The organism is Streptomyces griseorubiginosus (assembly GCF_017614965.1).
In the GTDB taxonomy this organism is placed as follows: Bacteria; Actinomycetota; Actinomycetes; order Streptomycetales; family Streptomycetaceae; genus Streptomyces; species Streptomyces griseorubiginosus_B.
On the sequence record NZ_WVUG01000117.1, the window covers coordinates 1 to 25652 of the forward strand.

The window sequence follows — 25652 nt, forward strand, 5'->3', positions numbered from 1 at the left end:
CTCCCCCGCCGTCCGCTCCGGATCCTCCGTGTCCAGCAACTGCACGGCGTGCCGCCCCAGTTGGGCCACCAGGGCGCTCGGCAGCCACGGGTCCCGGGAGCGGCCGTCCTGGACGGTGTCCTCGGCGCCCGTGCGGTCCAGGACCTGGTCCAGCGTCGGGCGGGCGGCGGGGTCCTTCTTCAGGCAGTCGCGTACGAGGTCGGCGATCCCCTCCGGCACGCCGTCGAGGTCGGGTTCCTCCTGGGCGATGCGGAACATCAGGGCGTGCACACCGCTGTTCGCGGTGCCGAAGGGCAGGGCGCCCGTGGCGGCGTACGCCAGCACGGAGCCCAGGCAGAAGACGTCGCAGGCCGGGGTGATCCGGTCGCCGCGCACCTGTTCCGGCGCCATGAACCCCGGCGAGCCGACCAGCGCGCCGGTGCGCGTCAGTCCCCCGTCCGTCACCGTCTCCAGGGCCCGCGCGATGCCGAAGTCGATGACCCGGGGCCCGTCGATGGTGACGAGGACGTTGGACGGCTTGAGGTCGCGGTGGATGATCCCGGCGGCGTGGATGTCCTTGAGGGCCTGCGCGAGCCCCGCGGCCAGGATGCGCACCGAGCGCTCCGGCAGCGCTCCGTGGTCGTGCCCCACGACCTGCTGCAGGGTCGGCCCGGCGACGTACCCGGTGGCGACCCACGGCACCGCGGCCTCCGTGTCGGCGTCCAGCACCGGTGCCGTCCAGTACCCGCCGACCTGCCGCGCGGCCTGCACCTCCTGCCGGAACCGCGCCCGGAACTCCTCCTGCGCGGCCAGCTCCCGCCGCACCAGCTTGACCGCGACGGTCCGCCCCCGGTCCGAGCGGGCGAGGTACACGAACCCCATCCCGCCGGCCCCGAGCCGCGCCAGCAGCCGGTACGCCCCGATCCGCTGCGGATCCCCGGCCCCGAGCTTCTCCATCGCAGGTCCCCCCGAAATCCCCCGATACGCCCCTGTACGACAGCCCCACGATAGTGCGGGCACGGGGAGAGGAGGACGGGAGCGGTGTCTACGGTTCCGTAACGGGGGATCCCGGTGGTCCCAGTTCGTCCAGCACCTTGGACAGCCGCTCCAGGGCCCGCACGGCCTCCGCCAGTTCGGCTTCCCCGAAGGCTTCCGCGAGCCGGTCGGCGAAGGCCGCGTGACCCGGGTTGATCCGGTGGATCGCCGCGCGTCCCTCGTCGGTCGGCGCGAGGAGTTTGGCGCGGCGGTGGGCCGGGTTGGGCCGGTACTCGGCGAGTCCGCGTTCCACCAGCAGGTCGGCGATGCGCTGCACGCTCTGCCGCGTGATGCCCATCGCCCGCGCGATCCCGGCGACCGTCAGCGGCTCCCCCAGCACCGCGCCGAGCACCTGCCACCAGGCCGCGGTGAGTCCGGAGGGCCTGGCCAGCTCCTCGGCCACCCCGAGGAACTGGCCGTTGAGCCGGAAGACCCCGAGGGCGCCGCGGCTGAGCAGGTCCTGTCGCTCCCGGCTCACCCCGCGGCCGCCTGCTGCAGCACGGCGAACGCCTCGGCGTCCGAGTCGTGGTGGAGCCGGTACCAGGCGTCGAGCACCTCACCCTCGTACACCCCGAGCAGCCGGAAGACCTCCCGGGCGAAGGCGACGGGCTCGGTGGGTCCGGCGGTGACCAGGTTCCCGTCGGTGACGGCGTCCGCGTCGACGTACCGCTCGCCACCCCGGTAGCCGGTCGCGGCGAGGTAGAAGGAGACCGCGCTGGTGTGGTCGCGGTCGTCGAGCAGCCCCTCCCGCGCGAGCCCGGCGGTGGCCCCGCAGATCGCGGCGACGGGCGTCCCGGCGTCCAGGAACTCCCGCGCCTTGCGGGCGAAGGGCGCGAGGTCGTCGCCGCCCGCCGCGGTAGCGGCCGCCGTCTCAGTCCAGGCGTCGGCGCCCGGGAGGATCAGCAGGGAGCTGTCCTCGGGTCGTACGTCCTCGAGTGCGAGGTCGGGCTGGACGCGCAGTCCGCCGATGCTGACGACGGGGTCGAGGCTCGGCCCCACGGTGCGGATGCCGTAACCGGCGCGGGCGAGGTAGGCCGTCGCGTACCCCGTCTCCCAGTCCGCGAGGGTGTCGTACACAGCGAGATGGACAACCTTGGCATTCATGACAGCATGCTCCCATTTAGACAGCATGCTGTCAATGATGCAGAGGTCGACAACCTGTCGCGGAAACCCCCGGACCACAGACATGACGCCAATACCGCGCCCCCGTCCGCGCTCCCTACGCTCGCCGCCATGACCCCTCAGCCACACCCCGAGGCCGGCGCCGCCGTGAAGGCCGCGGACCGCGCGCACGTCTTCCACTCCTGGTCCGCGCAGGAGCTCATCGACCCGCTCGCCGTCGCCGGTGCGGAGGGGTCGTACTTCTGGGACTACGACGGGAAGCGGTATCTCGACTTCAGCAGCGGGCTCGTCTACACCAACATCGGCTACCAGCACCCGAAGGTCGTCGCCGCGATCCAGGAACAGGCCGCACACCTGTCCACCTTCGCGCCGGCCTTCGCGATCGAGGCCCGTTCGGAGGCGGCACGGCTGATCGCCGAGCGGACCCCGGGCGACCTCGACAAGATCTTCTTCACCAACGGCGGCGCCGACGCCGTCGAGCACGCGGTGCGGATGGCGCGGCTGCACACCGGGCGGGCCAAGGTCCTGTCGGCGTACCGGTCGTACCACGGCGGTACCCAGCAGGCCGTCAACATCACCGGGGACCCCCGCCGTTGGGCCTCCGACAGCGCCGCCGCCGGGGTCGTGCACTTCTGGGCGCCGTACCTCTACCGCTCCCGCTTCTACGCCGAGACCGAGGAGCAGGAGTGCGCGCGGGCGCTGGAGCACCTGGAGACGACCATCGCCTTCGAGGGACCCGGCACGGTCGCCGCGATCGTCCTGGAGACCGTGCCGGGGACGGCCGGGATCATGGTGCCGCCGCCGGGGTATCTCACCGGGGTGCGGGAGATCTGCGACCGGCACGGGATCGTCTTCGTCCTGGACGAGGTCATGGCCGGGTTCGGGCGCACCGGTGAGTGGTTCGCGGCCGGCCTCTCCGGTGTCACACCGGACCTGATGACCTTCGCCAAGGGCGTGAACAGCGGGTACGTGCCGCTCGGCGGTGTCGCCATATCGGGGGCGATCGCCGAGACCTTCGCCCGGCGGCCCTACCCCGGCGGGCTGACCTACTCCGGGCACCCGCTCGCCTGCGCCGCCGCCGTCGCGACGATCAACGTGATGGCGGAGGAGGGGGTCGTCGACAACGCGCGGCGGCTCGGCGAGAGCGTCGTCGCGCCCGCGCTGCGCGAGCTGGCCGAGCGGCACCCCAGCGTCGGCGAGGTGCGCGGGGTCGGCATGTTCTGGGCGCTGGAGCTGGTGAGGGACCGCGAGACCCGCGAACCGCTCGTTCCGTACAACGCGACCGGCGAGGCCAACGCGCCGATGGCCGCCTTCGCCGCCGCCGCGAAGCAGCACGGCCTGTGGCCCTTCGTGAACATGAACCGCACCCATGTGGTCCCGCCGTGCAACGTCAGCGAGGCGGAACTGAAGGAGGGCTTCGCGGCACTGGACGCGGCGCTGTCGGTCGCCGACGAGTACACCGCGCAGGCGAGTTACCGCGGGTAGTCGATCGCTCGCCCTCAGGTGCCGCACCGGCCGCGCACAGCTACGCGGGTAAACACCGAGGGAACCCGAACGCGTAAGGTGGCGTGCTCGTAGATAGGGACGAGTACGCCACCCGACGTTTTCGAGGAGACGCCCCGACCATGCCCGGCAGCAGCGGCAACGGCTCCGTGACCCGCAGCACCCTGCGGCAGCAGATCGCCGACGCGCTTCGCGACGAGGTGCTGGCGGGCCGGCTCCAACCGGGCCAGGAGTTCACCGTCAAGGAGATCGCCGAGCAGTACGGCGTCTCCGCGACCCCCGTGCGCGAGGCGCTGGTCGACCTGTCCGCGCAGGGGCTGCTCGACGCCGACCAGCACCGCGGCTTCCACGTCCACGAGTACTCGACCGCCGACTTCCGGGGCATCGTCGAGGCCCGCAGCCTGATCACCGACGGCATGTTCCACGCCCTGGAGACCGGCGCCGACCGGCTCCCACCCTCCGACGACGCCCGCGCCAACGCCTCCCTCGCCGGGGTGCGGCGGCGCGCCGAGGAGGCGCGGCGGGCGTCGCTGGCCGGTGACCTCACCGTGCTGATCGGTTACGACCTGCGCTTCTGGCACGAGCTCGGCGTCATGTTCGGCAACCCCTATCTCGCCGACTTCCTGCACCGGCTGCGCGTGCAGTCCTGGGTGTGCGCGGTGCAGCATCTGCGGCGGCTGGACGATCTGCGCGGCGCCCTGTGGTCCGGCCACACCGATCTGGTCGACGCCCTCGCCCGCCGGGACACCAAGGCGGCGCGGTCGATCGTCGCCGGGTACAACGACCACGCGCTGGCCCTCATCGAGGGGCTGGCCGACCGGTGAGCGCCCTGGACACGGAGGCCGTGGGCCTCCCCGTCGGCCCGCCGGTGAACCTCTCCGTCGTCATACCGGCCTTCAACGAGGAACTGCGGCTCGGCCCCACCCTGGACGCGGTCACCCGCTACCTGCGCGACAACGAGGGCCGCTGGGGCACCTGGGAGGTCGTCGTCGCCGACGACGGATCCACCGACGGCACCGGCGCGCTGGTCACCGCCCGCCAGGACCCCCGGATCCAGCTGGTCACCAGCCCCCGCAACCGCGGCAAGGGCAACGCCCTGCGCCTGGGGGTCGCCGCCACCCGCGGCCGCCGGGTGCTGGTCACGGACGCCGACCTCGCGGCGCCGATAGAGGAGCTGGAGCAGCTCGACAAGGCGCTCGGCCAGGGCGGCTCGGCGGCGATCGGCTCGCGTTCCGTGCCCGGCGCCACGATCGAGGGCCGCCAGCACCGCATACGTGAACTCCTCGGCCGCGCCGGAAACTTACTCATACGCCGGATCGCCGTGCCGGGGATACGCGACACCCAGTGCGGCTTCAAGCTCTTCGACGGCGACCGGGTCCGCGAGGCCTTCGCCGCCTCCCGGCTCAACGGCTGGGGCATCGACGTCGAGGTCCTGCGCCACTTCCACCGCGCCGACTGGCGGATCGCCGAGGTCCCCGTCCGCTGGTCCCACCAGCCCGGCTCCAAGGTGCGCACCCTCGACTACGCCCGGGTCCTGACCGAGCTGGTCCGGCTGCGCGCCCGCACGGTGCGCCCGGCGGACCTGTTCGTCACCCTCCTCTTCCTGCTGATGTCGGCGGCCCTGTACTCGGGCCGTCTCTTCGACCCCAACCACCGCTATCTCCCCGACTCCCTCCAGGACCAGAACCAGTGGGAGTGGTTCTTCGCGGTCACCGCCCACAACCTCGCCCACCTGGACAACCCGTTCTTCTCCGACCTGCAGGGCTTCCCCGACGGCGTCAACCTCATGGCCAACACCGTCATGCTGGGCCTCACCGTCCCCTTCGCGCCCCTCACCCTGCTGGCCGGCCCGGCGGTCTCCCTCAGCGTCTGCATGGCCCTGGGCCTCGCCGCGACCGCGGCCGCCTGGTACCGGCTGATCGTGAAGCGGGTCGTACGGCACCGCCCCGCGGCCTTCGTCGGCGCCTCACTGGCCGCCTTCGCGCCGCCCATGGTCAGTCATGCCAACGCGCACCCCAACTTCGTGGTCCTGTTCATGATCCCGCTGATCGTGGAGCGCGCCCTGCGCCTGTGCGAGGGCACGCGGGTCGTGCGGGACGGCGTGGTGCTGGGCCTGATGGCCACGTACCAGATCTTCCTCGGCGAGGAGCCCCTGCTGCTCGCGGCGCTCGGCATGATCCTGTTCGCCGGCGCCTACGCCGTCGCCCGCCCGGACGTGGCCCGGGCCGCCTGGCGTCCGCTGCTGAAGGGACTGGCGATCGCGGGCGCGGTCTGTCTCCCCCTGGTCGCCTATGCGCTGACCTGGCAGTTCGCCGGTCCGCAGAGCTACAAGAGCATCCTGCACGGCGACAACGCGGGCAACAGCCCCCTGTCCCTGCTGTCCTTCGCGGAGCGCTCGCTGGTCGCGGGCGACGAGCTGCGGGCGAACTCCCTGTCCCTGAACCCGACCGAGCAGAACGCCTTCTACGGCTGGCCCCTGGTCCTGGTGGCGTTCGCGATCGTCGTACGACTGTGGGAGCGGGCCCTGGTCAGGGTGCTGGCGTTCACCGCGGTCGGCGCGGCGCTGCTCTCCCTCGGCCCGAGGATCCGCGTCCCGATGACGGACGACGTCTACCCCGGCCCCTGGGCGCTGCTCGCCAAGATGCCGCTGTTCGAGTCGGTGATCGAGGGCCGGGTCGCGATGATCTGCGCGCCCGTGCTCGGCATGCTGCTCGCCCTGGCGCTGGAACGGCTGGCGGCGACGAAGAAGATCGGCACGCAGTACATCGGCCTGCTCGGGATCAGCCTCGCCCTGATCCCGCTGATCCCGGCCCCGCTCAAGGCGGTCGAGCGCCCGCAGACACCGGCCTTCTTCACCGACGGGGCGTGGAAGGCGTACGTGGGCAGGGACGAGTCCCTGGTGATCGTCCCGCTGCCCGACTCCGGGTACGCCGAGCAGCTGCACTGGCAGGTCGAGGCGGGCCTCGGCTTCAGAATGCCCGGCGGCTACTTCAACGGCCCCTACGGCCCGGACCGCGTCGGCATCTACACCGCCTCCCCGCGCTACACCTCCAACATGCTCCGTGACGTCCGCTACAGCGGGAAGATCCCCACGATCGGCAAGAACTGGCGGGCCCAGGCCCGGCGCGACTTCGCCTTCTGGAAGGCGGGAGCGCTGGTGGTGGCCCCGCAGCCCAACGACGGCGCCCTGCGCACGGCCGTCTCCGAACTGGTCGGCCATGGCGGGAAGTGGGTGGACGGCGTATGGGTATGGGACCTGCACAAGGGGAGCTGAGCTGAGCCGACCTGTCCGAACGGGGCACTCCCCGAGCCGCACCGACTACCCTGCCATGACTGACCACCTCGCTAGGGAGCCCTCTTTGGCCTGTGACCTGTGGCTGGTACCGCTCGTCGACGTGTTGTGCCACACCCCCGACAATCCCTTCGCCGACGAACTCGCGCAGTACAACAGCGTGCTCGCCGCGGCCGGGCTCCCCCCGGTGCCGGTGTACCAGTACATGCCGGGCCTGTCCGGCGAGGTCGCCCCGGTGGCCGGCTTCGACTACGACGCCCTGCACTTCCTGCGCCGTGTCTATCTGCTGCAGGTCTGCGGTCTGCCGATGACGCCCGTCGACGAACTGGGCGGCGACTACGAGCAGTTGCTGGAGATGTTCGAGTCGACGGCCCAGCAGTCGCACCTGGTGTGGCACTACGACCACGCCGGCGCCTACGTCCCCGTCGACTTCCCGCACCCGCTCTCCAACGACGACCTGCTGGCCGGCGGCGGCCCCCTGGGCTCCTCCCAGGCCCTGCTCCGCGAGCTGGAGTACGTCGCACCGGCCATCGGCATCGACCCGGCCAACCCCCCTGCGGCGCCGGAACCGCCACGCGCCCCCACGGAGTTGGAGGAGCCGGCCGTCCCGGCGCCGTACGACCCGAGCCCCTTCGCCCGGGAGCGGCATGTGTGGCTCGGCCTGCACGCGGCGGCGACGCGGAGTCTGGCGCAGGGGTCGATGATCGTCTTCAGCTGAGGCTCAGCCGAGCTGCGCCAGGCCCCGCTTCAGGTCCTCGGCGTTCATGACCGGGGTGTAGCTGATCTCGGCTTCCATGTCGAGGAAGAACGGCTCGGCGATCGCCGGCATCTGCGCGCTGTCCTGCATGTCGAAGACCAGGAACATGGTGCGCTTGCCGTGGTCGGTGGTGAAGTAGGCCGCCTCGGGCTTGATGTGCTCGATGGCCTCCTGGACCAGCTTGGTCATGGTGCCGTTCCGGATGGCCTCGTTCGTCTTCTCCGTGTTCATGGACGCCTTGAGCAGTACGCGCATCGCACTCACCTTCTTCTGATCGACGCACAGCTGCACGAGTCCACGGTATGCCCGGTATGCACGGATCGCCCTGCCAGGACAGGAAGGTGCCGTCGCGAACTGCGGTGTCGGCGGGAGAAGTGCCGGCCTTCGGAAGGGTGACCCGGTGGCGACCGAGACCGATTTTCCCCAGCGAATATCGGAGCTAATTCAATATTAAAGTGGAGGGAATTGCGCAGACAAACACTCCTCCACCAGTGAACGTATCACGCCCTTCCTGAGTCCGTAGCGTGCTGATCCGGTGAACTGCCGTCGCCTGACGTCGACTTGTGGGGCGAAATGACGCCTTTTATCCGATTCTCTGCACCCTCCGCCCGCTTCCCGTTCATTGCGGCGCATAAGGCGAAGATGATCACACTCTGCGTAGATGCTGTGTGCAGCCGGTTTTCTGAAAAGCCTTGACGCCTTTAATCAGGCTCGTATTTAGTCAGTTCTTACGTCATTCATAGGGTGGCCTTACCTGGGTGTACCCGGACAACGAGGGGTGGAGTGTGCGTACGCGTACACATCTGGCCGGGGGGCTCGCCATGTTGGCCGGCCTTTTCCTGGCCACTACGGGGGGCGTGACGCTGACGTCACAGCAGGCGGCGGCAGCCACCTGCACGGCGGGAACGGCGAGCGACTTCAACGGCGACGGCGTGCAGGACACGGTGATCGCGGACCCGAACGCCACGGTGAACGGGGCCAGGCGGGCCGGGCTCGTGCGCGTGGTGCTCGGCGGCGGGAAGGGGGTCTCCGAGATCTCCCAGGCCACCGCGGGCATGAACGCCGCACCCGAGGGGGGTGACGGCTTCGGCACCTCCTACGCCGCCTACGACGCCGATGGGGACGGCTGCAGCGACCTGGTGGTCGGCACGCCCTACGAGGACGTCGTCAAGGACGGCAAGAACCTCGTCGACGCCGGGCTGATCCACATCATTCACGGCACACCCACCGGCATCGGCACGGGCTCCGTGATCGACGGGTACAGCCAGGCGGGGTTCGACTCCAACTCCACGACCGAGGCGTACGACTGGTTCGGCTTCGCACTGAAGGCGGGTACGAACGCGAGCGGAACGCCGTACCTGGTGATCGGGGTGCCCGGTGAGGGAGTCACCTTCGGGGGGACGACGTACGCCGACGCCGGCTGCATCGAGTACGTGCAGGGCGGCACCAAGGTCTCCGTGAGCCAGTACTCCACCGGCGTCCCGGGCGACCCCGAGGTGAACGACCGCTTCGGCTACTCGCTCGCCGGCACCAACCGCTACTTCGCCGTGGGCACCCCGGGCGAGGCCATCGGGGACAAGGAGTTCGCGGGCGGGGTCACGGTCTTCAGCCACACCCTTTCCGGTGGCATGCCCACGCCACTCGTGGGGCTGGCGCAGGACACGGACGGCATCGGCGGGGCGTCGGAGGCCGGCGACCGCTTCGGCTTCTCGGTCTCCATGACCGGCTACCGGCCCAGCGACCAGACCTACAACTCCGACGTCCTGCTGGCCGTCGGCATCCCCGGTGAGGACATCGGCAGCATTCCGGACGCGGGTGGCGTCGCCGTCATCCGTATCCAGCCGTCCGGCGCGTACACCCAGATCGCGGCGTTCGACAACAGCGTCCCGGACGTCGAGGGCGACGCAGTGGCCGACGACTTCATGGGCCAGCGCGTGGCGATCACCAACACCGACGCCAATGTCGTGACCAGCTCCGCCAACGTCCGCCTCGCGGTCGGCGAGCCCGGCAAGGACACGGCGACGGTCAGGGACGCGGGCGCCGTGCACATCTTCCGGCCGCTCGACACCGGCCTCGGCACCAACGACAAGGAGCTGACACGAGGTTCGGGGCTGCCCGGCACAGCGACCGCCCGTGACTACACCGGAGTCTCGCTCGTCGCCGGCGCCACCAACCTCTACGTAGGCATCCCCTACAGCAAGGAACCGGCCACCAACAAGGGCGTCCTCTACGTCCAGCCGTGGACCGACGTCGACGGCACCACGAGCACCGGTACCACCACCTACCGGCCCGGAGCCGGCGGTCTGCCCGACGCGGGCTCGGCCTTCGGAGTGATCGGATGAGCGGCGGGCCGAGGAGAAGAAGACACAGCGTCATGCACAGCCGTACGTACACGAGACCCGGACGCCGTTCCCTCGTCGCGGCCGCCGCGGCCGCGGCCTTGCTGACGACCGGAATGAGCGTCGCCCCCGCGCCGGCCGCCGAGCAGGTGAAGGGGGAGAAGGACAAGAGCGGCGGCAGCAGCGCCTCGCTCTCGCCGAACGGCGCCCAGACCAAGGCGAAGAAGTCCGGCAAGCCGGTCGAGATCCAGAGCCTGCGTGACGAGCGCAGCACCACCGTCGCCAACCCGGACGGCACCTTCACCACCAGCGAGTACGTCCAGCCCGTCCGCACCCGTGTCGACGGGAAGTGGACCGACATCGACACCACGCTGGTCAGGCGGAAGAACGGCACGCTCGCCCCGAAGGCGGCGCTCGCCGCCATGTCCTTCTCCGGCGGCGGTGACACGACCTTCGCCGAGATCGAGAAGGACGGGCGCTCGCTCTCCCTCGACTGGCCGGACAGGCTGCCAAGGCCCAAGGTCGACGGCTCCACCGCCACCTACGCGAACGTCCTCGACGGCGTCGACCTCAAGGTCACCGCGAGCGCCGACGGCCTCTCGCACGTGCTGGTCGTCAAGAACGCGAAGGCCGCCACCAACCCCGAGCTGGCCAAGCTGCACCTCCCGCTCGACACCTCCTCGGTGAAGCTGAAGGAGACGGGGGACGGCGGCCTGACCGCCACCGACACCGGCTCCGGCGGCACGGTCTTCGAGGCACCCCAGCCGGTGATGTGGGACTCCAGCCACGCCACGGCAGACGACACGAAGGCAGCCGAGGAGAGCACCCAGACACCACCCGAGGGCGCACAGGTCGCCGACGTCGGTGTGGACCTCGGCCCGGGGAGCATGACCCTCAGCCCCGACGCGGGCCTGCTCACCGACCAGGACACCGTCTACCCGGTCTACATCGACCCCGTGGTCAAGACCGCCAACCGCAGTTCCTGGACCATGGTGTCCTCGCACTACTCGACCGCCGAGTTCTGGAAGTTCGACGACGACGAGGGCGTGGGCCGCTGCCCGTCCGACGTGTCGTACCGCTGCTCCAGCTCCGACGACGTCAAGCGGCAGTTCTTCGCGATCCCCACGGGGAGCTTCGAGGGCAAGGACATCGTCAGCGCCGAGTTCGCGGTGACCCAGGTCTTCACCTACAGCTCCGCCGCGCGCGAGGTGCAGCTCGCCCGGGTCAACAGCACCGGCGCGAGCGCGATCAGCTCCGGCACGAACTGGTCGAACCAGCCCTCCTCCAAGGAGACCATCGCCACCAAGTCCCCGACGGAGACGGCGGGTTCGTGCACGTCCACCAACCAGAACGTGCGCTTCGGCGTGACGGGCACCATCCAGAAGGCCGCCGACAACGGCTGGGACACGACCACCTTCCGCCTCAAGGCGGGCAGTGAGTCCGACACCTCGTACTGGAAGCGGTTCTGCGGCAACGCGCACCTCGAAGTGACGTACAACCGGCCGCCGTTGGAGCCCGTCCAGGACGACCTGCAGATGAAGCCGGGCGGCACGTGCGAGTACGGCAGTGCCACCGAGCACTACGTCACCGACGCCCCGCGCCTGTCCGCGGTGATCCGGGACTACGACCACGGCGACACCGGATCCAACACCGAGACGCTGCAGGCCCAGTTCAAGGTCTGGTGGACCTCCGGCGGCACCACGGTCACGCACTATGCGACGACCCCCAAGAAGACCACGGTGGACTCCAGTTGGAGCGACCAGACCGGCGTGGCCACGTTCTTCTACACCGTCGGCAGCGATGTCGCCGGGGACGGCGAGCCGGGCTTCAGCATCCCGCAGAACACCACCATCGGCTGGGCCGTCCGCGGCTACGACCAGCAGTCGTACGGCGCCTGGTCCAGCGACGGGAACCAGACCCGCTGCGAGTTCATCTACGACACCGGCAAGCCCAAGTCGGCCACGATCACCTCGGCCCAGTACCCCGACGACGAGGCCTGGCACACGGGCGTCGGCGACTACGGCGACTTCACCATGGACTCGCCGTCGACCGACGTCACCAAGTACACGTACTACTTCACCGGCCCGCAGGCCGACAACGGCAAGAAGACGGTGACCGCCGAGTCCACCGGCGGTCCGGCGACCATCCGGTGGATGCCGCCGAGCGAGGGCACCTACACCCTCCATGTGACCGCGGTCGACGGGGCCGGAAACGCGCAGAAGACACCGACCGTCCATGTCTTCCTGGTCAGTGACGGGCGCGCCCCGAAGGCCGCTTGGACGCTCGGCGACGCCAAGGGCTCGACGAAGGCGGCCGGCGCGAGCGGCACGCCCGCGGCCGGCGCCGGTTCCGGGGTGGGCTTCGGCGCCGCGGGCCCGCTCGGCTCCACCGACACCGCGGCCTCCTTCGACGGCACCGACAACGCCTACCTCGACTCGGGCACGGCGACGGTCGACACCGGTAAGACGTTCTCGGTCAGCGCCTGGGTGATGCTGCCGGCGCTGCCCACCCAGAGCATGACCGTCGTCAGCCAGGACGGCACCGCGCAGCCAGGCTTCGAGCTCGGCTACGACGTGGACTCCGCCTCCTGGACCTTCCGCATCCCGGTCAGCGACATGGAGTCGCTGGGCACCTGGAAGGTCTCCGGCGCGGCGGCCGTCGCAGGCAGCTGGACCCACCTGATCGGGGTGTACGACGGCGAGCTCGGCAAGATGATGCTGTACGTCAACGGCGTGCTCGTCGCCGACGACGTACAGGCGCGGCACACCACATGGAGCGCCACCGGCGCCGTGCAGATCGGCCGTCGGCTCGACCTCGACGGTTACACCGGAAACCTCAAGGGCAGCGTCGCCGACGTCAAGATCCACGACCGGGTCATCCCGCCCACCGAGGGCCAGGAGCTCGGCGGCATCCAGCCGCACCAGCTGGCCTACTGGCAGCTCGACGGGGCGACCTCCGGTGTCTCCCCGGAGACGGGCGGCGGCACCGGGCTGACCCTCGGCGGCGGTGCGTCCATCTACGTACCGGACGAGTCCTGCGACCCCGAGGCCGACCCCGACTGCACCGCGCCGGCCGCGCCGCTGTGGGGTGACGGGCACCTCGCCCTCAACGGCACCAACGCCTACGCCACCCGCGCCGCCGCCGGACCGCTCACCGCCCAGGACAGCTTCACCCTCACCGCCCGTGCCCGGCTCGCCTCGGCGAACCCGACGACGGACGAGACGGTGCTGTCGCTCACCGGCGCCAACAACTCCGCGATCAAGGTCAAGTACCTGGCCTCCAACAGCCGTTGGCAGTTGGTGGTGACCGGCGCGGACTCGGCTTCCCCGGTGACGACCACGCTCCTCGACGCCGCCGACCCGCCGAGTTCGGAGGGCGACGGCGATCACCTCGCGCTGGTCTACAACGCGGTCTTCGGTGACGTTCTGCTCTACGTCAACGGCACCGCCGTCGCCGACGCGGCCTGGGACAACACCTGGGACTTCAGCACGACGAGCCTCCAGGTCGGACGCGCGCTGAAGGGGACGACGGCGAGCGAGTACTTCTCCGGCGCCGTCGACGAGGTGCGCATGTACCAGGGTCCGCTGGACGCCTCGCTGGTGGCGACCGTGGCGGTCCTGCCGGGCGGCTCCAGCATCGACGAGACCTCGGCGTAGTCCTTTCCACACCCGGGCGGGCGGCCACTGTGCCGCCCGCCCTTCTCGGCATGCGTGCCACATCCCGACACCCTTACCTCTAGGAGAGTTGATGTCATCGCCTCCCTGGTTCCGGTCGGTGCGACCGGCCTGGCGAAGCGGCCGCAGACGCGCCGCGGTGGTCCTCGGACTGACGCTGTCCATAGGACTGCTCCCGCAGTACGCCCCGGCGGCCACCGCCTCCGCCGGCGGTCTGACCCGGCCGAAGACCCAGACCGACCTCGATGACCCGGTGCGCGGCAGCAACGCCACCGCCAAGACCTTCAAGAAGACCGACCAGGCCAAGAAGGCCGCGGTGAAGAGGACTGTCAAGGCGCACTGGCCGAAGGCGGGCAGCGCGGACGTCGACCTCACCACCAGGGCCGTCCGCGCCACGGGACTCCCGCTGGCCGCCAAGGCCGCCGGGAAAAACGGGGCCGAGTCCGTACGCGTCGAGATGCTCGGCCGCAAGGCCGCGCAGGACGCCGGTGTCGACGGAGTTCTCTTCACCGTCGCCCGCACCGACGGCGCGAACACCGGCGGCCCGGCCCAAGTCACCCTGGACTACTCCGACTTCGCCGACGCCTACGGCGGCGACTACGGCTCACGACTGCGCCTCGCCACCTATCCGGCCTGTGTGCTGACGACGCCTCAGAAGAGGACTTGCTCCACCCCGACGTATCTGAAGAGCACCAACGACCAGGCGAAGCAGACACTGACGGGGACCGTGACCGCCGCCGCGGACGCCTCGGGTCCCTCCAGCCAGCTCCTCGAGGCAGGTGCGAGCACCGCCTCGGCCACCGTCGTGGCGGCCACGTCCGGCAGCAGCGGTGACGGCGGCGACTACAAGGCGACCAGCCTGTCTCAGTCCTCGCAGTGGGGCGTCGACACCAGTTCCGGTGCCTTCACCTGGAACTACCCGCTGACCACACCGCCCGTCCCCGGCGGCCTCCAGCCGACCGTCGGCCTGAGCTACAACTCCCAGTCCATCGACGGCCAGACGGCTACGACCAACAACCAGGGCTCGTGGATCGGCCAGGGCTTCTCCTATGACCCGGGCTACATCGAGCGCAGCTACAAGGCGTGCGCCGACGACGGTCACGACGCGAACAACGGCGACGAGTGCTGGGCGTTCGACAACGCGACGCTGTCGCTCACCGGCGGCACCTCCGGTCAGCTGATCAAGGACGACACCACCGGCCAGTGGCGGGTCGGCTCCGACGACAACGCCAAGGTCGAGCACCTGACCGGCACCACCAACGGTGACAACAACGGCGAGTACTGGAAGATCACCACCGCCGACGGCACCCAGTACTACTTCGGTCTCAACCGCCTCACCGGCTACGCGAGCGGCAACGAGGAGACCAACTCGACCTGGACCGAGCCGGTCTACGGCGACGACTCCGGCGAGCCCTGCTACAACGCCACCTTCGCGAGCGCCTACTGCACCCAGGCCTGGCGCTGGAACCTCGACTACGTCGTGGACCCGCACGGCAACGCCATGTCGTACTTCTACGGCACGGAGACGAACTACTACACGCAGGGCCTGAAGACCACGGAGAACGGCAAGCCCTACGTCCGCGGCGGCTACCTCAAGCGCGTCGACTACGGCCAGCGCGACGGCAAGGTGTACTCCACCAAGCCTGCCGCCCAGGTCGTCTTCACCACCGCGGAGCGGTGCGTGGGCTCCCTGACGGACTGCTCCGCGGGCGCGCTCACGGACTCCACCGCCGCCGACTGGCCGGACGTGCCGTGGGACCAGAACTGCAAGGCGGACAGCAAGTGCCCGGGCCAGAACTCGCCCACGTTCTGGACCCGCAAGAAGCTCACGAAGATCACCACGCAGATCCGCACCGGTGACGCGGCCTACACCCCGGTCGACGTGTGGAGCCTGACCCACGTCTTCACCGACAACGGCGACGGCTCCAAGTCGCTGTGGCTGAGCAAGATCGACCACACGGGCAAGGTCGGCACCGACACCTCGGTCCCCTCCGTCGAGCTGTACGGCAAGCAACTGCCCAACCGCGTCGACCAGACCGGCGACAACCTCCAGCCCTTCTACCGCTTCCGGCTGTCCGGGGTGAAGAACGAGTCCGGCGGCGCGCTGAGCGTCAACTACGCCGACAACCAGTGCACGACGAGCAACCTACCGGCAGAGGACTCGTCCAAGGTGCGCTGCTTCCCGGTGAAATGGAACCCGCCCGGTGCCGCGAACCCGATCGTCGACTGGTTCCACAAGTACGTCGTCGACTCCGTCGTCCAGACCGACCTCACCGGCGACAGCGCCGACCAGGTCACCTCGTACACCTACCTCGGTGACGCGGGCTGGCGGAAGACGCCGGCCGACGGCATCACCAAGTCCGAGTACCGCACGTGGGGCGACTGGCGCGGCTACGGCAAGGTGCGGGTCGTCACCTCCGACGGCACCAACTCCGCGTCCAACACCAAGAGCGAGCACACCTTCTTCCGCGGACTCGACGGCGACGTGGACAAGAACGGCACCACCCGCTCGGTGAAGGTGACGGACTCCAACGGCGTCTCCTACGACGACTCCGACTGGAAGGCCGGCCAGGAGCTGGAGACAGTCACCTACGACGGCTCGGACATCACCGAGAAGTCGGTGACCGTGCCGTGGACCAGGGTGACGGCGACCCAGACGCAGGACTGGGGCACCCGCAGGGCCCGCTATGTGTCGACCGGTTCGACCGACACCTACACGGCCCTCGCGGTGGGCGGCTGGCGCCACACCAAGTCGACCACCACGTACGACGACTCGACCGGTCGAGCGACGACGGTCGACGACGACGGCGAGGTCGGCGTCGCCGACAACCAGTGCACCCGCACCGAGTACGCGGACAGCGCGAGCGCGCACATCTACTCGCTGGTCTCACGAGTGGAGAAGGTGGCCGTCGACTGCGCCTCGACCCCCGACCGTTCCAAGGACGTCATCTCCGACGACCTGACCTACTACGACGGTTCGACCACGCTGGGCGCCGCCCCGACCAAGGGCGACGTCACCATGACCAAGCGTTTGTCCTCGCACAACGGCACGACGGCGACGTACCGGACGACGGCTGTGACCACGTACGACGACTACGGCCGTCCGCTGGTGGCGAAGGACGCGCAGACCGCCTCGTCCTCGACGACGTACACCTCCTCCACCACCTACACCGACACCTACGGCCTGGCGACGAAGTCGACCGTCACCAACCGGCTCGGCTGGACGACCTCCACCGAGTACGCGCCCGCCTGGGGTGTGCCGAGCGCCAAGGTCGACATGAACGGCAAGCGCACCGACCTCGCCTACGACGGCCTCGGCCGCCTGGTGTCGGTCTGGCTGCCCGACCGCCCCAAGGCGTCGGACTTCACCCCGTCGCTCAAGTACGAGTACCTGATCCGCGCCGACGCCGGCCCGACCGCCGTGCACACGCAGAAGATCCAGGCCGACGGGACGACGTACGGCAGTGAATGGTCGCTGTACGACGGCTGGCTGAGGCCCCGTCAGGAGCAGACGCAGGGTGCGGACGGCGGCCGCATGGTCGCCGACACGCTGTACGACGGCTCCGGCCGGGTGCGGCAGGTCAACGACACGTACTACGCCAAGGGCGCTCCGTCCTCGACCCTCTTCGAGCCGGTGAACGCCGACCTCGACGCGCAGACGGTCACCGAGTACGACGGCGCGGGCCGCACCACGGCCTCGGTCCTCAAGGTCCAGGGCACCGAGAAGTACCGCACGAGCTACGCCTACGGCGGCGACCGCGTCACGACCACCCCGCCCCAGGGCGGAACGAAGACGACGACCGTGACGGACGCCCGGGACCGCACGACCACCCAGATCGAGTACCCGAGCGACGGTGCCGCCGTCACCACGTCCTACGGCTACGACCCGGCCGGTCAGCTGACCCGCGTGACGGACGACAAGGGCAACAAGTGGTCATACACGTATGACCAGTTGGGCAACAAGAAGACGGCCGTCGACCCCGACACGGGATCGTCGTCGTACACGTACGACGAACTGGACCGCCAGACGTCGGTCACCGTGAACGGCGACAAGACATCCACCGTCTACGACGAGTTGGGCCGCGCGGTCTCGACCTGGCAGGGCGAGGCCAACACCGGCACCAAGCTCTCCGTCACCAAGTACGACACCGTCGCCAAGGGCGAGCTGTACGGCGTCTACACCTACAAGGACGGCGCGGTCTACTCGTCGGTGACGTACCCGGTGCTCGACGAGACCAACGACTTCAAGCCGACCTCGACGAAGTACTTCCTGTCCAAGACGGCGGAACCGCAGCTGGGCGGCACGTACGAGTTCACCACCCAGTACAACCGGGACGGCTCGGTCCAGGGCGAGGGCCTGCCGGCGGCGGGCGACCTGTCCGCCGAGGCGCTGACGTACTCCTACGACGCCCTGCAGCGCCCGGATGGTCTGAACACCTCCCTCGGCGGCCTGAGTTACGTCACGGACGCGTCGTACTCACCGACGTCGAACCTGGAACAGCTGGAGCTGTACACCGGTGAGTCGTCGGCGAAGAAGACGTGGCTCACCAACTCCTACGAGGCGGGCACCGACCGGCTGATCAACTCGCGGGTCGACGTGGAGGGCGCGTCCAGCGTCGCCTACGACGCCGACTACACCTACGACGCCAACGGCAACGTCCTCTCGATCGCGGACACGCCGACAGGCGGAACCTCGGACGTCCAGTGCTTCTCGTACGACGGTCTACAGCGGTTGAAGCAGACGTGGACGTCGTCGGTGACACCGAACGGCGCCAAGGGCACGGGCGGCACGGACGCGGCCTGTGCCGCGGGCGCGTCGTCCTCGACCGTCGGAGGCGTGTCCCCGTTCTGGACGGAGTACGGCTACGACTCGATCGGCAACCGCACGAGCGAGGTGCGGCACGGGCTGAACGGGGCGGGGACCTCCTCGCGCTCCTACAAGTACGGCGAGACGGGCTCCGGCCCGGGCGGCGCGGTGTCCGGCGCCCACACGGTGTCCTCGGTCACCCAGACGACCACGGCGACGAGCACCACGCCGCAGGTCACCTCCCGGGACACCTACACCTACGACGCGTCCGGCAACACCAAGACCCGTGTCCTGGACGGCGACACCCAGTCGCTGGACTGGGACAAGCAGGGCGAGCTGACGACGGTCACGAACGCCGACGGGACGGTGACGTCGTACAAGTACGACGCGAACGGTGAACGGCTGCTGCGGGACACCCCGACGGACAAGACGTTCTACCTGCCGGGCATGGAGCTGCACCTGGACAAGTCCTCGTCGAAGGTGACGACGACCCGCTACTACTCCTTCGCCGGTATGACGGTCGCGATGCGGGAGGCGGACGGCGTCCACTTCCTCGCCACCGACCACCAGGGAACGGCGGAGCTGGCGGTCGACGCGAAGACGGGTTCGACGACCCGCCGGCGCACGGACCCGTTCGGCAACGCGCGTGACTCGTCCTCGTCCTCCTCCACGGGCTGGGTGAACGACAAGGGCTTCGTCGGCGGCACCATCCAGAAGACCACGGGTCTGACGACACTCGGCGCCCGTGAGTACGACGCGGACACGGGCCGCTTCATCTCGGCGGACCCGATCGTCGACTACCGCGACCCGCAGCAGATCAACGGTTACGCGTACGCCAACAACAGCCCGGTCTCGCTGAGCGACCCCACGGGCACGGAGAGCTGCTACCCGAACTACAGCTGCACCCGGGACACCATCAAGACGATCAACGAGGGAGGCACCGGCCACGACGGCAAGTCCCGCTCCGGCAACGGCGGCGGAGGGGACTCGAAGGGCAACAGCGGCTACTCCCCGGCCAAGGCCAAGGCGGACGAGGCCCGCGCGAGGGAGGACGCCGCAAAGAAGCGCGCGATCGCCATCGCCAAGGAACTCGGCAAGATCATCGCCGACGAACTGGGCATCACGGACGCGCTCGACTGCTTCACCACCGGCAGCCTGGGCTCCTGCGGAGCGACCGCGGCCAACATCGTCACCTCGCTCATCGGCGGCGGCCCGGTCGGCAAGCTGGTTTCCAAGTACTGGTACCGCGTCGACAAGGCCTACGCCCTCGGCAAGCGCATCGTCGGCCTCGGCCGCAAGCTCTGGGACACCTTCAAGGACTGGCGCAAGAGCGAGAAGGCGGCGAAGGAGGCCGAGGAGGCGGCCGAGACCGTAGGGAAGGTCTGCAACAGCTTCACACCCGACACACGGGTGCTGATGGCCGACGGCACCACTAAGAAGATCAAGAACGTCAAGATCGGCGACAAGGTTCTGGCCACCGACCCGGAGACGGGGAAGACCAAGGCCGAGACGGTCACCGCCGAGATCAAGGGCACGGGACTCAAGCATCTCGTGAAGGTCACCGTTGACGTCGACGGTGACAGGGGTTCTCGGACGGCGTCGGTCACGGCGACCGACGGACATCCCTTCTGGGTGCCGGAACTCGACGCCTGGCTTCGCGCGACCGACCTGCTTTCGGGTGAGTGGCTGCGCACCAGCTCCGGGCAGCGCGTGCAGATCACGGCGGTGAAGCGCTGGACGCTTTTGACCGCGACCGTGCACAACCTCACGGTCAGTGAACTGCACACGTATTATGTGCTTGCCGGCGAGGACCCCGTCCTCGTCCACAATTCCGGCAAGCGCAGTGACCCCGAGCAGGTCTGTCCCATCGGGAACTACGCTGTCGACTCCATTCCGGCCCGCAGTAAGTCGCAGAGGTTCACGGACGAGGAACACGACCAGATCGACGAACTGGGCTTCAAGCACGGATGCCACACCTGTGGAAGTCTTGATCCCGGCGGCAACGGCAGATTCGTACCCGACCACCAACCGATCAGCTCGTGGGTTCCGGACGGTACGCCCCAGCGGCTGTATCCGCAGTGCCGCCCGTGCAGTAGCCGACAGGGTGGTTGGGCTGGCCGGTTGAAAGGCGTGATGAGAGGGATCTATGGCGCAGCAGCCAAGTATTGACGGACGGCGGTGGCTTGAGACGGACGGCAGTCCGTTTCTGCTGAGTCCCGTTGCACTGCTCCCCTCATGGACGGGGTACAACGGTGACTACGATCTCGTCATCGAGATGACGGATTCGGGTCACTCCGAGCCCTACGCCGTACCGGAGAGAAATGTGGTGGTTCTAGGGGACGAGCCCCTGCCGGCCACGATCATCGAATCCCGGTCGCTGATCGTCCAATGGATCCATGGGGACTCGGAGGACGAGATGCGGAAACATGCCTCCGAAGTCGATCTCGATGCCATCGCATGGCACCAGGGCCCGGTACTGCAATCCGATGGGGAACTGGCGCTCGTGGACGCGGCGACACCGGGTGACGAGGTGGCCGATGAGGACATGTTCGTGTTCACGTCCGGAAGCGGCAGATTCCGGCTGGACAGCGCGGAAGTACCGCTCGCTCCGCACTGCGCGGCGAAGCTGCACCGACTGGTCGCGCTGACCGACTGAACTGCCCCACGACACGCGGAAGGGGCCCACCTCACTGGTGGGCCCCTTTTCGGCTTGAGGAAATCCGTGTCACCGCCCGTCTAGAACACCGCCACTCCGTTCTGCGTCAGCCGCCAGTTCGTCACCGCGAAGTCCGCCGGGTTCAGCGTCCCCTTGGACGTCACGTAGTCGATCATCAGCTGGCGGATCTCGTTCGTGGAGCTGTAGGCGATGTCCGCCGAGGCGATGTGCGGGTAGCCCGAGCCGCCGTTGGCGCGGTAGTTGTTGACGGCCACGACGAAGACCTGGTCGTCCGCCACCGCCGTGCCGTTGTAGGTGAGGTTCTTGATGCGGGAGCCCTCGGGCTGGGCGATGTCGATGTCGTACGAGACACCCGCCGCCGTGTCGTACATGTAGTCCCAGAAGTTGTTGGCGTTGGTGAGGGTCGCGGTGTCGACCTTCGTGCCGGACGGGACCCGGTGGTAGTACTTCGCCGCGTACTCCAGGTAGTCCTTCAGCTGGGCGCCGGTGAGCTTCTTGCCGTAGAGGGTGTTGTCGTAGATGTAGAGACCGGCGATGTCCTTGATCGTGACGCTGCCCGCGGGGATGTCGGCCGTGCGGGAGAAGGGCGCGGCGACCGAGATGAGCGGGAGGGCCGCGTCGGACGCCGACAGGCCCGCCTTCACCGTGGCCGTCTGGACCTGGTGGATGAAGTCCATGATCGGTACGTCCTTCCAGCAGGACTCCGCCGCCGAGAGGTCCTCGGTGCAGGTGCCGACCGGGGTGTTGACGTACTTCACGACCAGCTGGTGGTCGGCCTGGAGGAGCTTCTTGATCTCCGGGTCCTCGTCCACCGTGTTGGGGTTGAGGGTCTGCGCCGTCTTGGAGGTGACCTTCCAGCGGCCGTGCTCCAGCTCGACCTCGAAGTCGAAGACGCTGAGCCGGTAGCCCCAGCAGTACGGCTCCGAGAGCAGGACGTCCTCGCCGGTCTCCGCGTTCTTGACGGTGTAGGAGGGGACCTCGACGTGGGTGTGGCCGACCAGGATCGCGTCGATGCCGGGGACCTGTTCGGCGACGAGGTTGGAGGCGTTCTCGACGTAGGGGAGTTCGTCGCCGTAGGAGGAACTGCCGTCCAGGCCCGAGTGGTCGGTCAGGAAGACGACGTCACAGCCCAGCGCGCGCAGCCGCGGCACGTACTTCTTCGCCTGCTCGACCAGCCCGGGGAAGACCATCTTCCCGCTGACGTTGTCCTTGTCCCACAGGGCGATGCCGGGGTTGGTCAGGCCGAGGATGCCGACCTTGATGTCCGGCGCGCCCGGCACACAGATCCGTTTCACGGTGTACGGCGGGAAGGCGGGGCGCAGGGTCTTGGCGTCGAGGGCGTTGGCGCCCAGCAGCGGGAAGTGGCACTGCTTCTCGAACTTGCGCAGTACGTCGATGCCGTAGTTGAACTCGTGGTTGCCGAGCGCGGCGGCGTCGTAGCGCATGTGGTTCATCGCGACGGCCATGGGGTGCTTCACCCCGCTGGTGATGGGGTCGACGCGCGCGAAGTAGTAGGCCAGCGAGGTGCCCTGGATGATGTCGCCGGCGTCGACGAGCAGGACGCGGTGCTCGCCCTTGGCCGCGCGCTGCTGCTTGATGAGCGTGGCCACGCGGGCGACGCCGACGGAGTTGCCCTTGCTGTCGGAGTAGGCCGCGTCCTTGTAGTAGTCCCAGTCGAAGACGTGGCTGTGCAGGTCGGTGGTGCCCAGGATGGAGAACGACCAGGTCTTCCGGTGGTGCTCGGGCGCGCGCTCGGCGGCCTGCGCGGTACCGCTGCCGACCGCTCCCGCGGCGGCGACGGCGGCCCCGGTGACGGCCGACTTCTTCACGAACTCCCGGCGGTTGAGCGGACTTGCGGGCATACGGGCTCCTGGGAACGGAGGGACTGGAGAGGGCGCGGCGGCGGGACTACCCGCGTAGATGGTTGCGCCCCGTCACTTCCGTACGGAACCAGGAGCAAGCCATGGGCCGGTCAAGGAAGTCCATGACCGGCCCAACTGCCCAGGCACAAAAGGGGCCTAAAGGAACGAGTTGATCTCGATCGTCTCGTCCCGGCCCGGGCCCACCCCGATCGCGGAGATCGGCGCGCCCGACATCTCCTCCAGCGCCTTCACGTAGTTCTGGGCGTTCTTCGGCAGGTCGGAGAAGGACTTGGCCTTGGTGATGTCCTCGCTCCAGCCCGGGAGGTACTCGTAGACCGGCTTGGCGTGGTGGAAGTCGGTCTGGGAGTAGGGGAGTTCCTCGACGCGCCGGCCGTCGATCTCGTAGGCGACACAGACCGGGATCTCGTCCCAGCCGGTGAGGACGTCGAGCTTGGTGAGGAAGAAGTCGGTCAGGCCGTTGACGCGGGTGGCGTAGCGGGCGATGACCGCGTCGAACCAGCCGCAGCGCCGGTCACGGCCGGTCGTCACGCCCCGCTCGCCGCCGATGCGGCGCAGCGCCTCGCCGTCCGCGTCGAACAGCTCCGTCGGGAAGGGACCCGAGCCGACACGGGTCGTGTACGCCTTGAGGATGCCGATGACCCGGCTGATCTTCGTCGGCCCGACGCCGGCGCCGGTGCAGGCACCGCCCGCGGTCGGGTTCGAGGACGTCACGAACGGATACGTGCCGTGGTCGATGTCCAGCAGCGTGCCCTGGCCGCCCTCGAAGAGCACGACCTTGTCGTCCTCCAGCGCCTGGTTGAGAACCAGCACGGTGTCGGCGACGTACGGCCTGAGCTTGTCGGCGTACTCCAGCAGCTCCTCGACCACCTGCTCGACGGCGATGGCGCGCCGGTTGTACAGCTTGGTGAGCATCTGGTTCTTGACGTCGAGCGCCGCCTCTACCTTCTGGGTGAGGATCGACTCGTCGTAGAGGTCCTGGACCCGGATGCCGACGCGGTTGATCTTGTCCGCGTAGGTCGGGCCGATGCCGCGTCCGGTGGTGCCGATCTTCCGCTTTCCGAGGAAGCGTTCCGTCACCTTGTCCACCGTCACGTTGTACGGCGTGATGATGTGGGCGTTGCCACTGATCAGGAGCTTGGACGTGTCGACGCCGCGGGCGTTCAGTCCGCTCAGCTCGGAGAGCAGGACCGACGGGTCGACGACGACACCGTTGCCGATGACCGGGGTGCACCCCGGCGAGAGGATCCCGGAAGGGAGCAGGTGAAGGGCGTACTTCTGATCGCCCACGACCACCGTGTGGCCGGCGTTGTTGCCGCCCTGGTAGCGCACCACGTAGTCGACGGAGCCGCCTAGCAGGTCCGTCGCCTTTCCCTTGCCTTCGTCACCCCACTGAGCACCGAGCAGCACAAGTGCGGGCACGCGCGTACACCCCTTCCGGGCGGGGCATGTCCAAGGTCAGGGGCGTACGCGTAGGGTTTCCCGCCGCGTGCACCACGACCGGCCGCGAGCAACGTTGGCCGCGAACCGTCGGACCGGATGGCCCCGGAATAGACGAAGCCCCTGGCGCAATAGCGCAAGGGGCTCTTGCACAAAGATGCTACCCGAGGAAGCGAGGCAGGACCGAGGTGGCGACTTCCGCGACTTCCGAGGCGAGTTCCGATCAGCTGCTGGTGGTGATCGATCCGGTGGCCCGACGGACGGACGGGGAGTCGGTTCGCATCGCGAAAGACGTGCTCAGCGCGGGTGCGCAGACCAAGGTCTGTCTGCCGGAGGGACCGGAGGAATTCGCCCGGGCGCTGATCAGGCGGGGGTCGCGACGGCCGGTGGTCGTCGGTGACGACCGGGCTCTGGTGCGTGCGGTGTCCGTGCTGCACCGGCGGCGGGAACTGGCCGGATGTGCGCTGTCGATGGTGCCGGTGGGTGCCGCGCTGACGGTGGCCGGGGCGCTGGGGGTGCCCATGGGGACGGTGGCGGCGGCGCGGGCCGTGCTGGACGGGGCCGAGCGCCGGCTGGACCTGCTGGTGGACGACAGCGACGGTGTGGTCCTGGGCGCGCTGCGGATTCCCTCGGTGGTCCAGCGGGAGCCGGTCGTCGAGGAGGGCCGCCCCTGGCTGCGTACGGCCCAGTCGCTGGTACGGACCCTGGTCCCGGCCCGCGAGACCACGCTCCCGGCGCCCCGGCCGGCCCGGCTGCGCGTCGAGGTCGACGGCGTGACGCTGGTGGACCTGGACCAGCCGGTGGAGACGGTGTCGGTGAGCCCGGGCGCCTGCGGGGTGGCCGAGGTGGAGGTCCGCCCCCTGTCGGTGGGCGCGGAGGCGTCACCGCTCCTTGCCCGGGGCCGCACGGTGAGCGTCTCCGGGGCGGACTTCCGCTACCGGGCGGACGCGGGCGTGTGGGGACCGGTGCGCAGGCGGACGTGGACGGTGTGGGAGGGGGCCTGGGGGCTCACGGTGCCGGCGTCTCGGTAGGGGAAGCCCGAAAGCCGGAGTCCACGGGCGGCCACTCGCCACTCAGAGCGGCCGGTCGAGTACCCCGCCTCAAACCGGCCGGTCGACCACCCCGCCTCAAACCGGCCGGTTTGAGG

At 69.2% G+C, this 25652-nt stretch carries 15 protein-coding genes; 9 read left to right on the plus strand and 6 right to left on the minus strand.

Annotated features, from left to right (window positions below; genetic code table 11):
- The 3 genes from GRC12_RS22100 to GRC12_RS22110 all read right to left on the minus strand — a co-directional run.
- Positions 1-936: serine/threonine-protein kinase (locus GRC12_RS22100; protein ID WP_208781112.1), on the minus strand; the 936-nt coding region annotated here is incomplete at its 3' end.
- A gap of 88 nt (positions 937-1024) precedes the next feature.
- The gene (locus tag GRC12_RS22105) at positions 1025-1492 is read right to left on the minus strand and encodes a MarR family winged helix-turn-helix transcriptional regulator (protein WP_208781113.1); all 468 of its coding nucleotides are present in this window, start codon (positions 1490-1492) and stop codon (positions 1025-1027) included.
- Positions 1489-2118, minus strand: coding sequence for a DJ-1/PfpI family protein (locus GRC12_RS22110; RefSeq protein WP_208781114.1), 630 nt, complete (start codon positions 2116-2118; stop codon positions 1489-1491). The genes GRC12_RS22105 and GRC12_RS22110 overlap by 4 nt, the downstream gene beginning before the upstream one ends.
- A gap of 129 nt (positions 2119-2247) precedes the next feature.
- On the opposite strand from GRC12_RS22110, the gene GRC12_RS22115 reads away from it, so the two are divergent.
- The 4 genes from GRC12_RS22115 (at position 2248) to GRC12_RS22130 (ending at position 7649) form a co-directional block, all read left to right on the plus strand.
- Complete coding sequence (locus GRC12_RS22115) at positions 2248-3621, plus strand: aspartate aminotransferase family protein (protein ID WP_208781115.1); 1374 nt, start codon at positions 2248-2250, stop codon at positions 3619-3621.
- A 140-nt stretch (positions 3622-3761) separates the two neighbouring features.
- On the plus strand, positions 3762-4463 hold the full coding sequence (locus GRC12_RS22120; protein ID WP_208781116.1) for a GntR family transcriptional regulator: 702 nt from the start codon (positions 3762-3764) through the stop codon (positions 4461-4463).
- Complete coding sequence (locus GRC12_RS22125) at positions 4460-6913, plus strand: dolichyl-phosphate beta-glucosyltransferase (protein WP_308286600.1); 2454 nt, start codon at positions 4460-4462, stop codon at positions 6911-6913. Before GRC12_RS22120 ends, GRC12_RS22125 begins: the two co-directional genes overlap by 4 nt.
- Before the next feature lie 85 nt (positions 6914-6998).
- On the plus strand, positions 6999-7649 hold the full coding sequence (locus GRC12_RS22130; protein WP_208781117.1) for a hypothetical protein: 651 nt from the start codon (positions 6999-7001) through the stop codon (positions 7647-7649).
- A gap of 3 nt (positions 7650-7652) precedes the next feature.
- On the opposite strand, the gene GRC12_RS22135 is transcribed toward GRC12_RS22130, so the two are convergent.
- On the minus strand, positions 7653-7943 hold the full coding sequence (locus tag GRC12_RS22135) for a DUF3303 family protein (protein WP_208781118.1): 291 nt from the start codon (positions 7941-7943) through the stop codon (positions 7653-7655).
- A gap of 602 nt (positions 7944-8545) precedes the next feature.
- On the opposite strand from GRC12_RS22135, the gene GRC12_RS22140 reads away from it, so the two are divergent.
- From GRC12_RS22140 to GRC12_RS22155, 4 genes are all read left to right on the plus strand, one after another.
- Entirely contained in the window at positions 8546-10030 is a 1485-nt protein-coding gene (locus GRC12_RS22140; RefSeq protein WP_308286601.1) for an FG-GAP and VCBS repeat-containing protein, read from the plus strand.
- 32 nt (positions 10031-10062) lie between these two features.
- A complete protein-coding gene (locus tag GRC12_RS22145; protein ID WP_208781119.1) occupies positions 10063-13683 on the plus strand; it encodes a LamG-like jellyroll fold domain-containing protein in 3621 nt (1206 codons plus the stop codon).
- Positions 13684-13774: 91 nt separating this feature from the next.
- Complete coding sequence (locus GRC12_RS22150; protein WP_244373574.1) at positions 13775-20677, plus strand: RHS repeat-associated core domain-containing protein; 6903 nt, start codon at positions 13775-13777, stop codon at positions 20675-20677.
- A complete protein-coding gene (locus GRC12_RS22155; protein WP_208781120.1) occupies positions 20655-21164 on the plus strand; it encodes an Imm21 family immunity protein in 510 nt (169 codons plus the stop codon). The genes GRC12_RS22150 and GRC12_RS22155 overlap by 23 nt, the downstream gene beginning before the upstream one ends.
- Positions 21165-21244: 80 nt before the next feature.
- Here the strand turns inward: GRC12_RS22155 and GRC12_RS22160 are convergent, their stop codons facing one another.
- Both GRC12_RS22160 and GRC12_RS22165 read right to left on the minus strand, forming a co-directional pair.
- Positions 21245-23047 (minus strand): bifunctional metallophosphatase/5'-nucleotidase, encoded by a 1803-nt coding sequence (locus tag GRC12_RS22160; protein WP_208781121.1) that lies wholly within the window; start codon positions 23045-23047, stop codon positions 21245-21247.
- A 156-nt stretch (positions 23048-23203) separates the two neighbouring features.
- On the minus strand, positions 23204-24487 hold the full coding sequence (locus GRC12_RS22165; RefSeq protein ID WP_208781122.1) for an adenylosuccinate synthase: 1284 nt from the start codon (positions 24485-24487) through the stop codon (positions 23204-23206).
- 206 nt (positions 24488-24693) lie between these two features.
- Here GRC12_RS22165 and GRC12_RS22170 point away from each other — a divergent pair, with 206 nt between their 5' ends.
- Positions 24694-25536: a diacylglycerol kinase gene (locus tag GRC12_RS22170; RefSeq protein ID WP_208781123.1), complete on the plus strand. Its 843-nt coding sequence runs from the start codon at positions 24694-24696 to the stop codon at positions 25534-25536.
- The last annotated feature ends 116 nt before the right edge of the window (positions 25537-25652 follow it).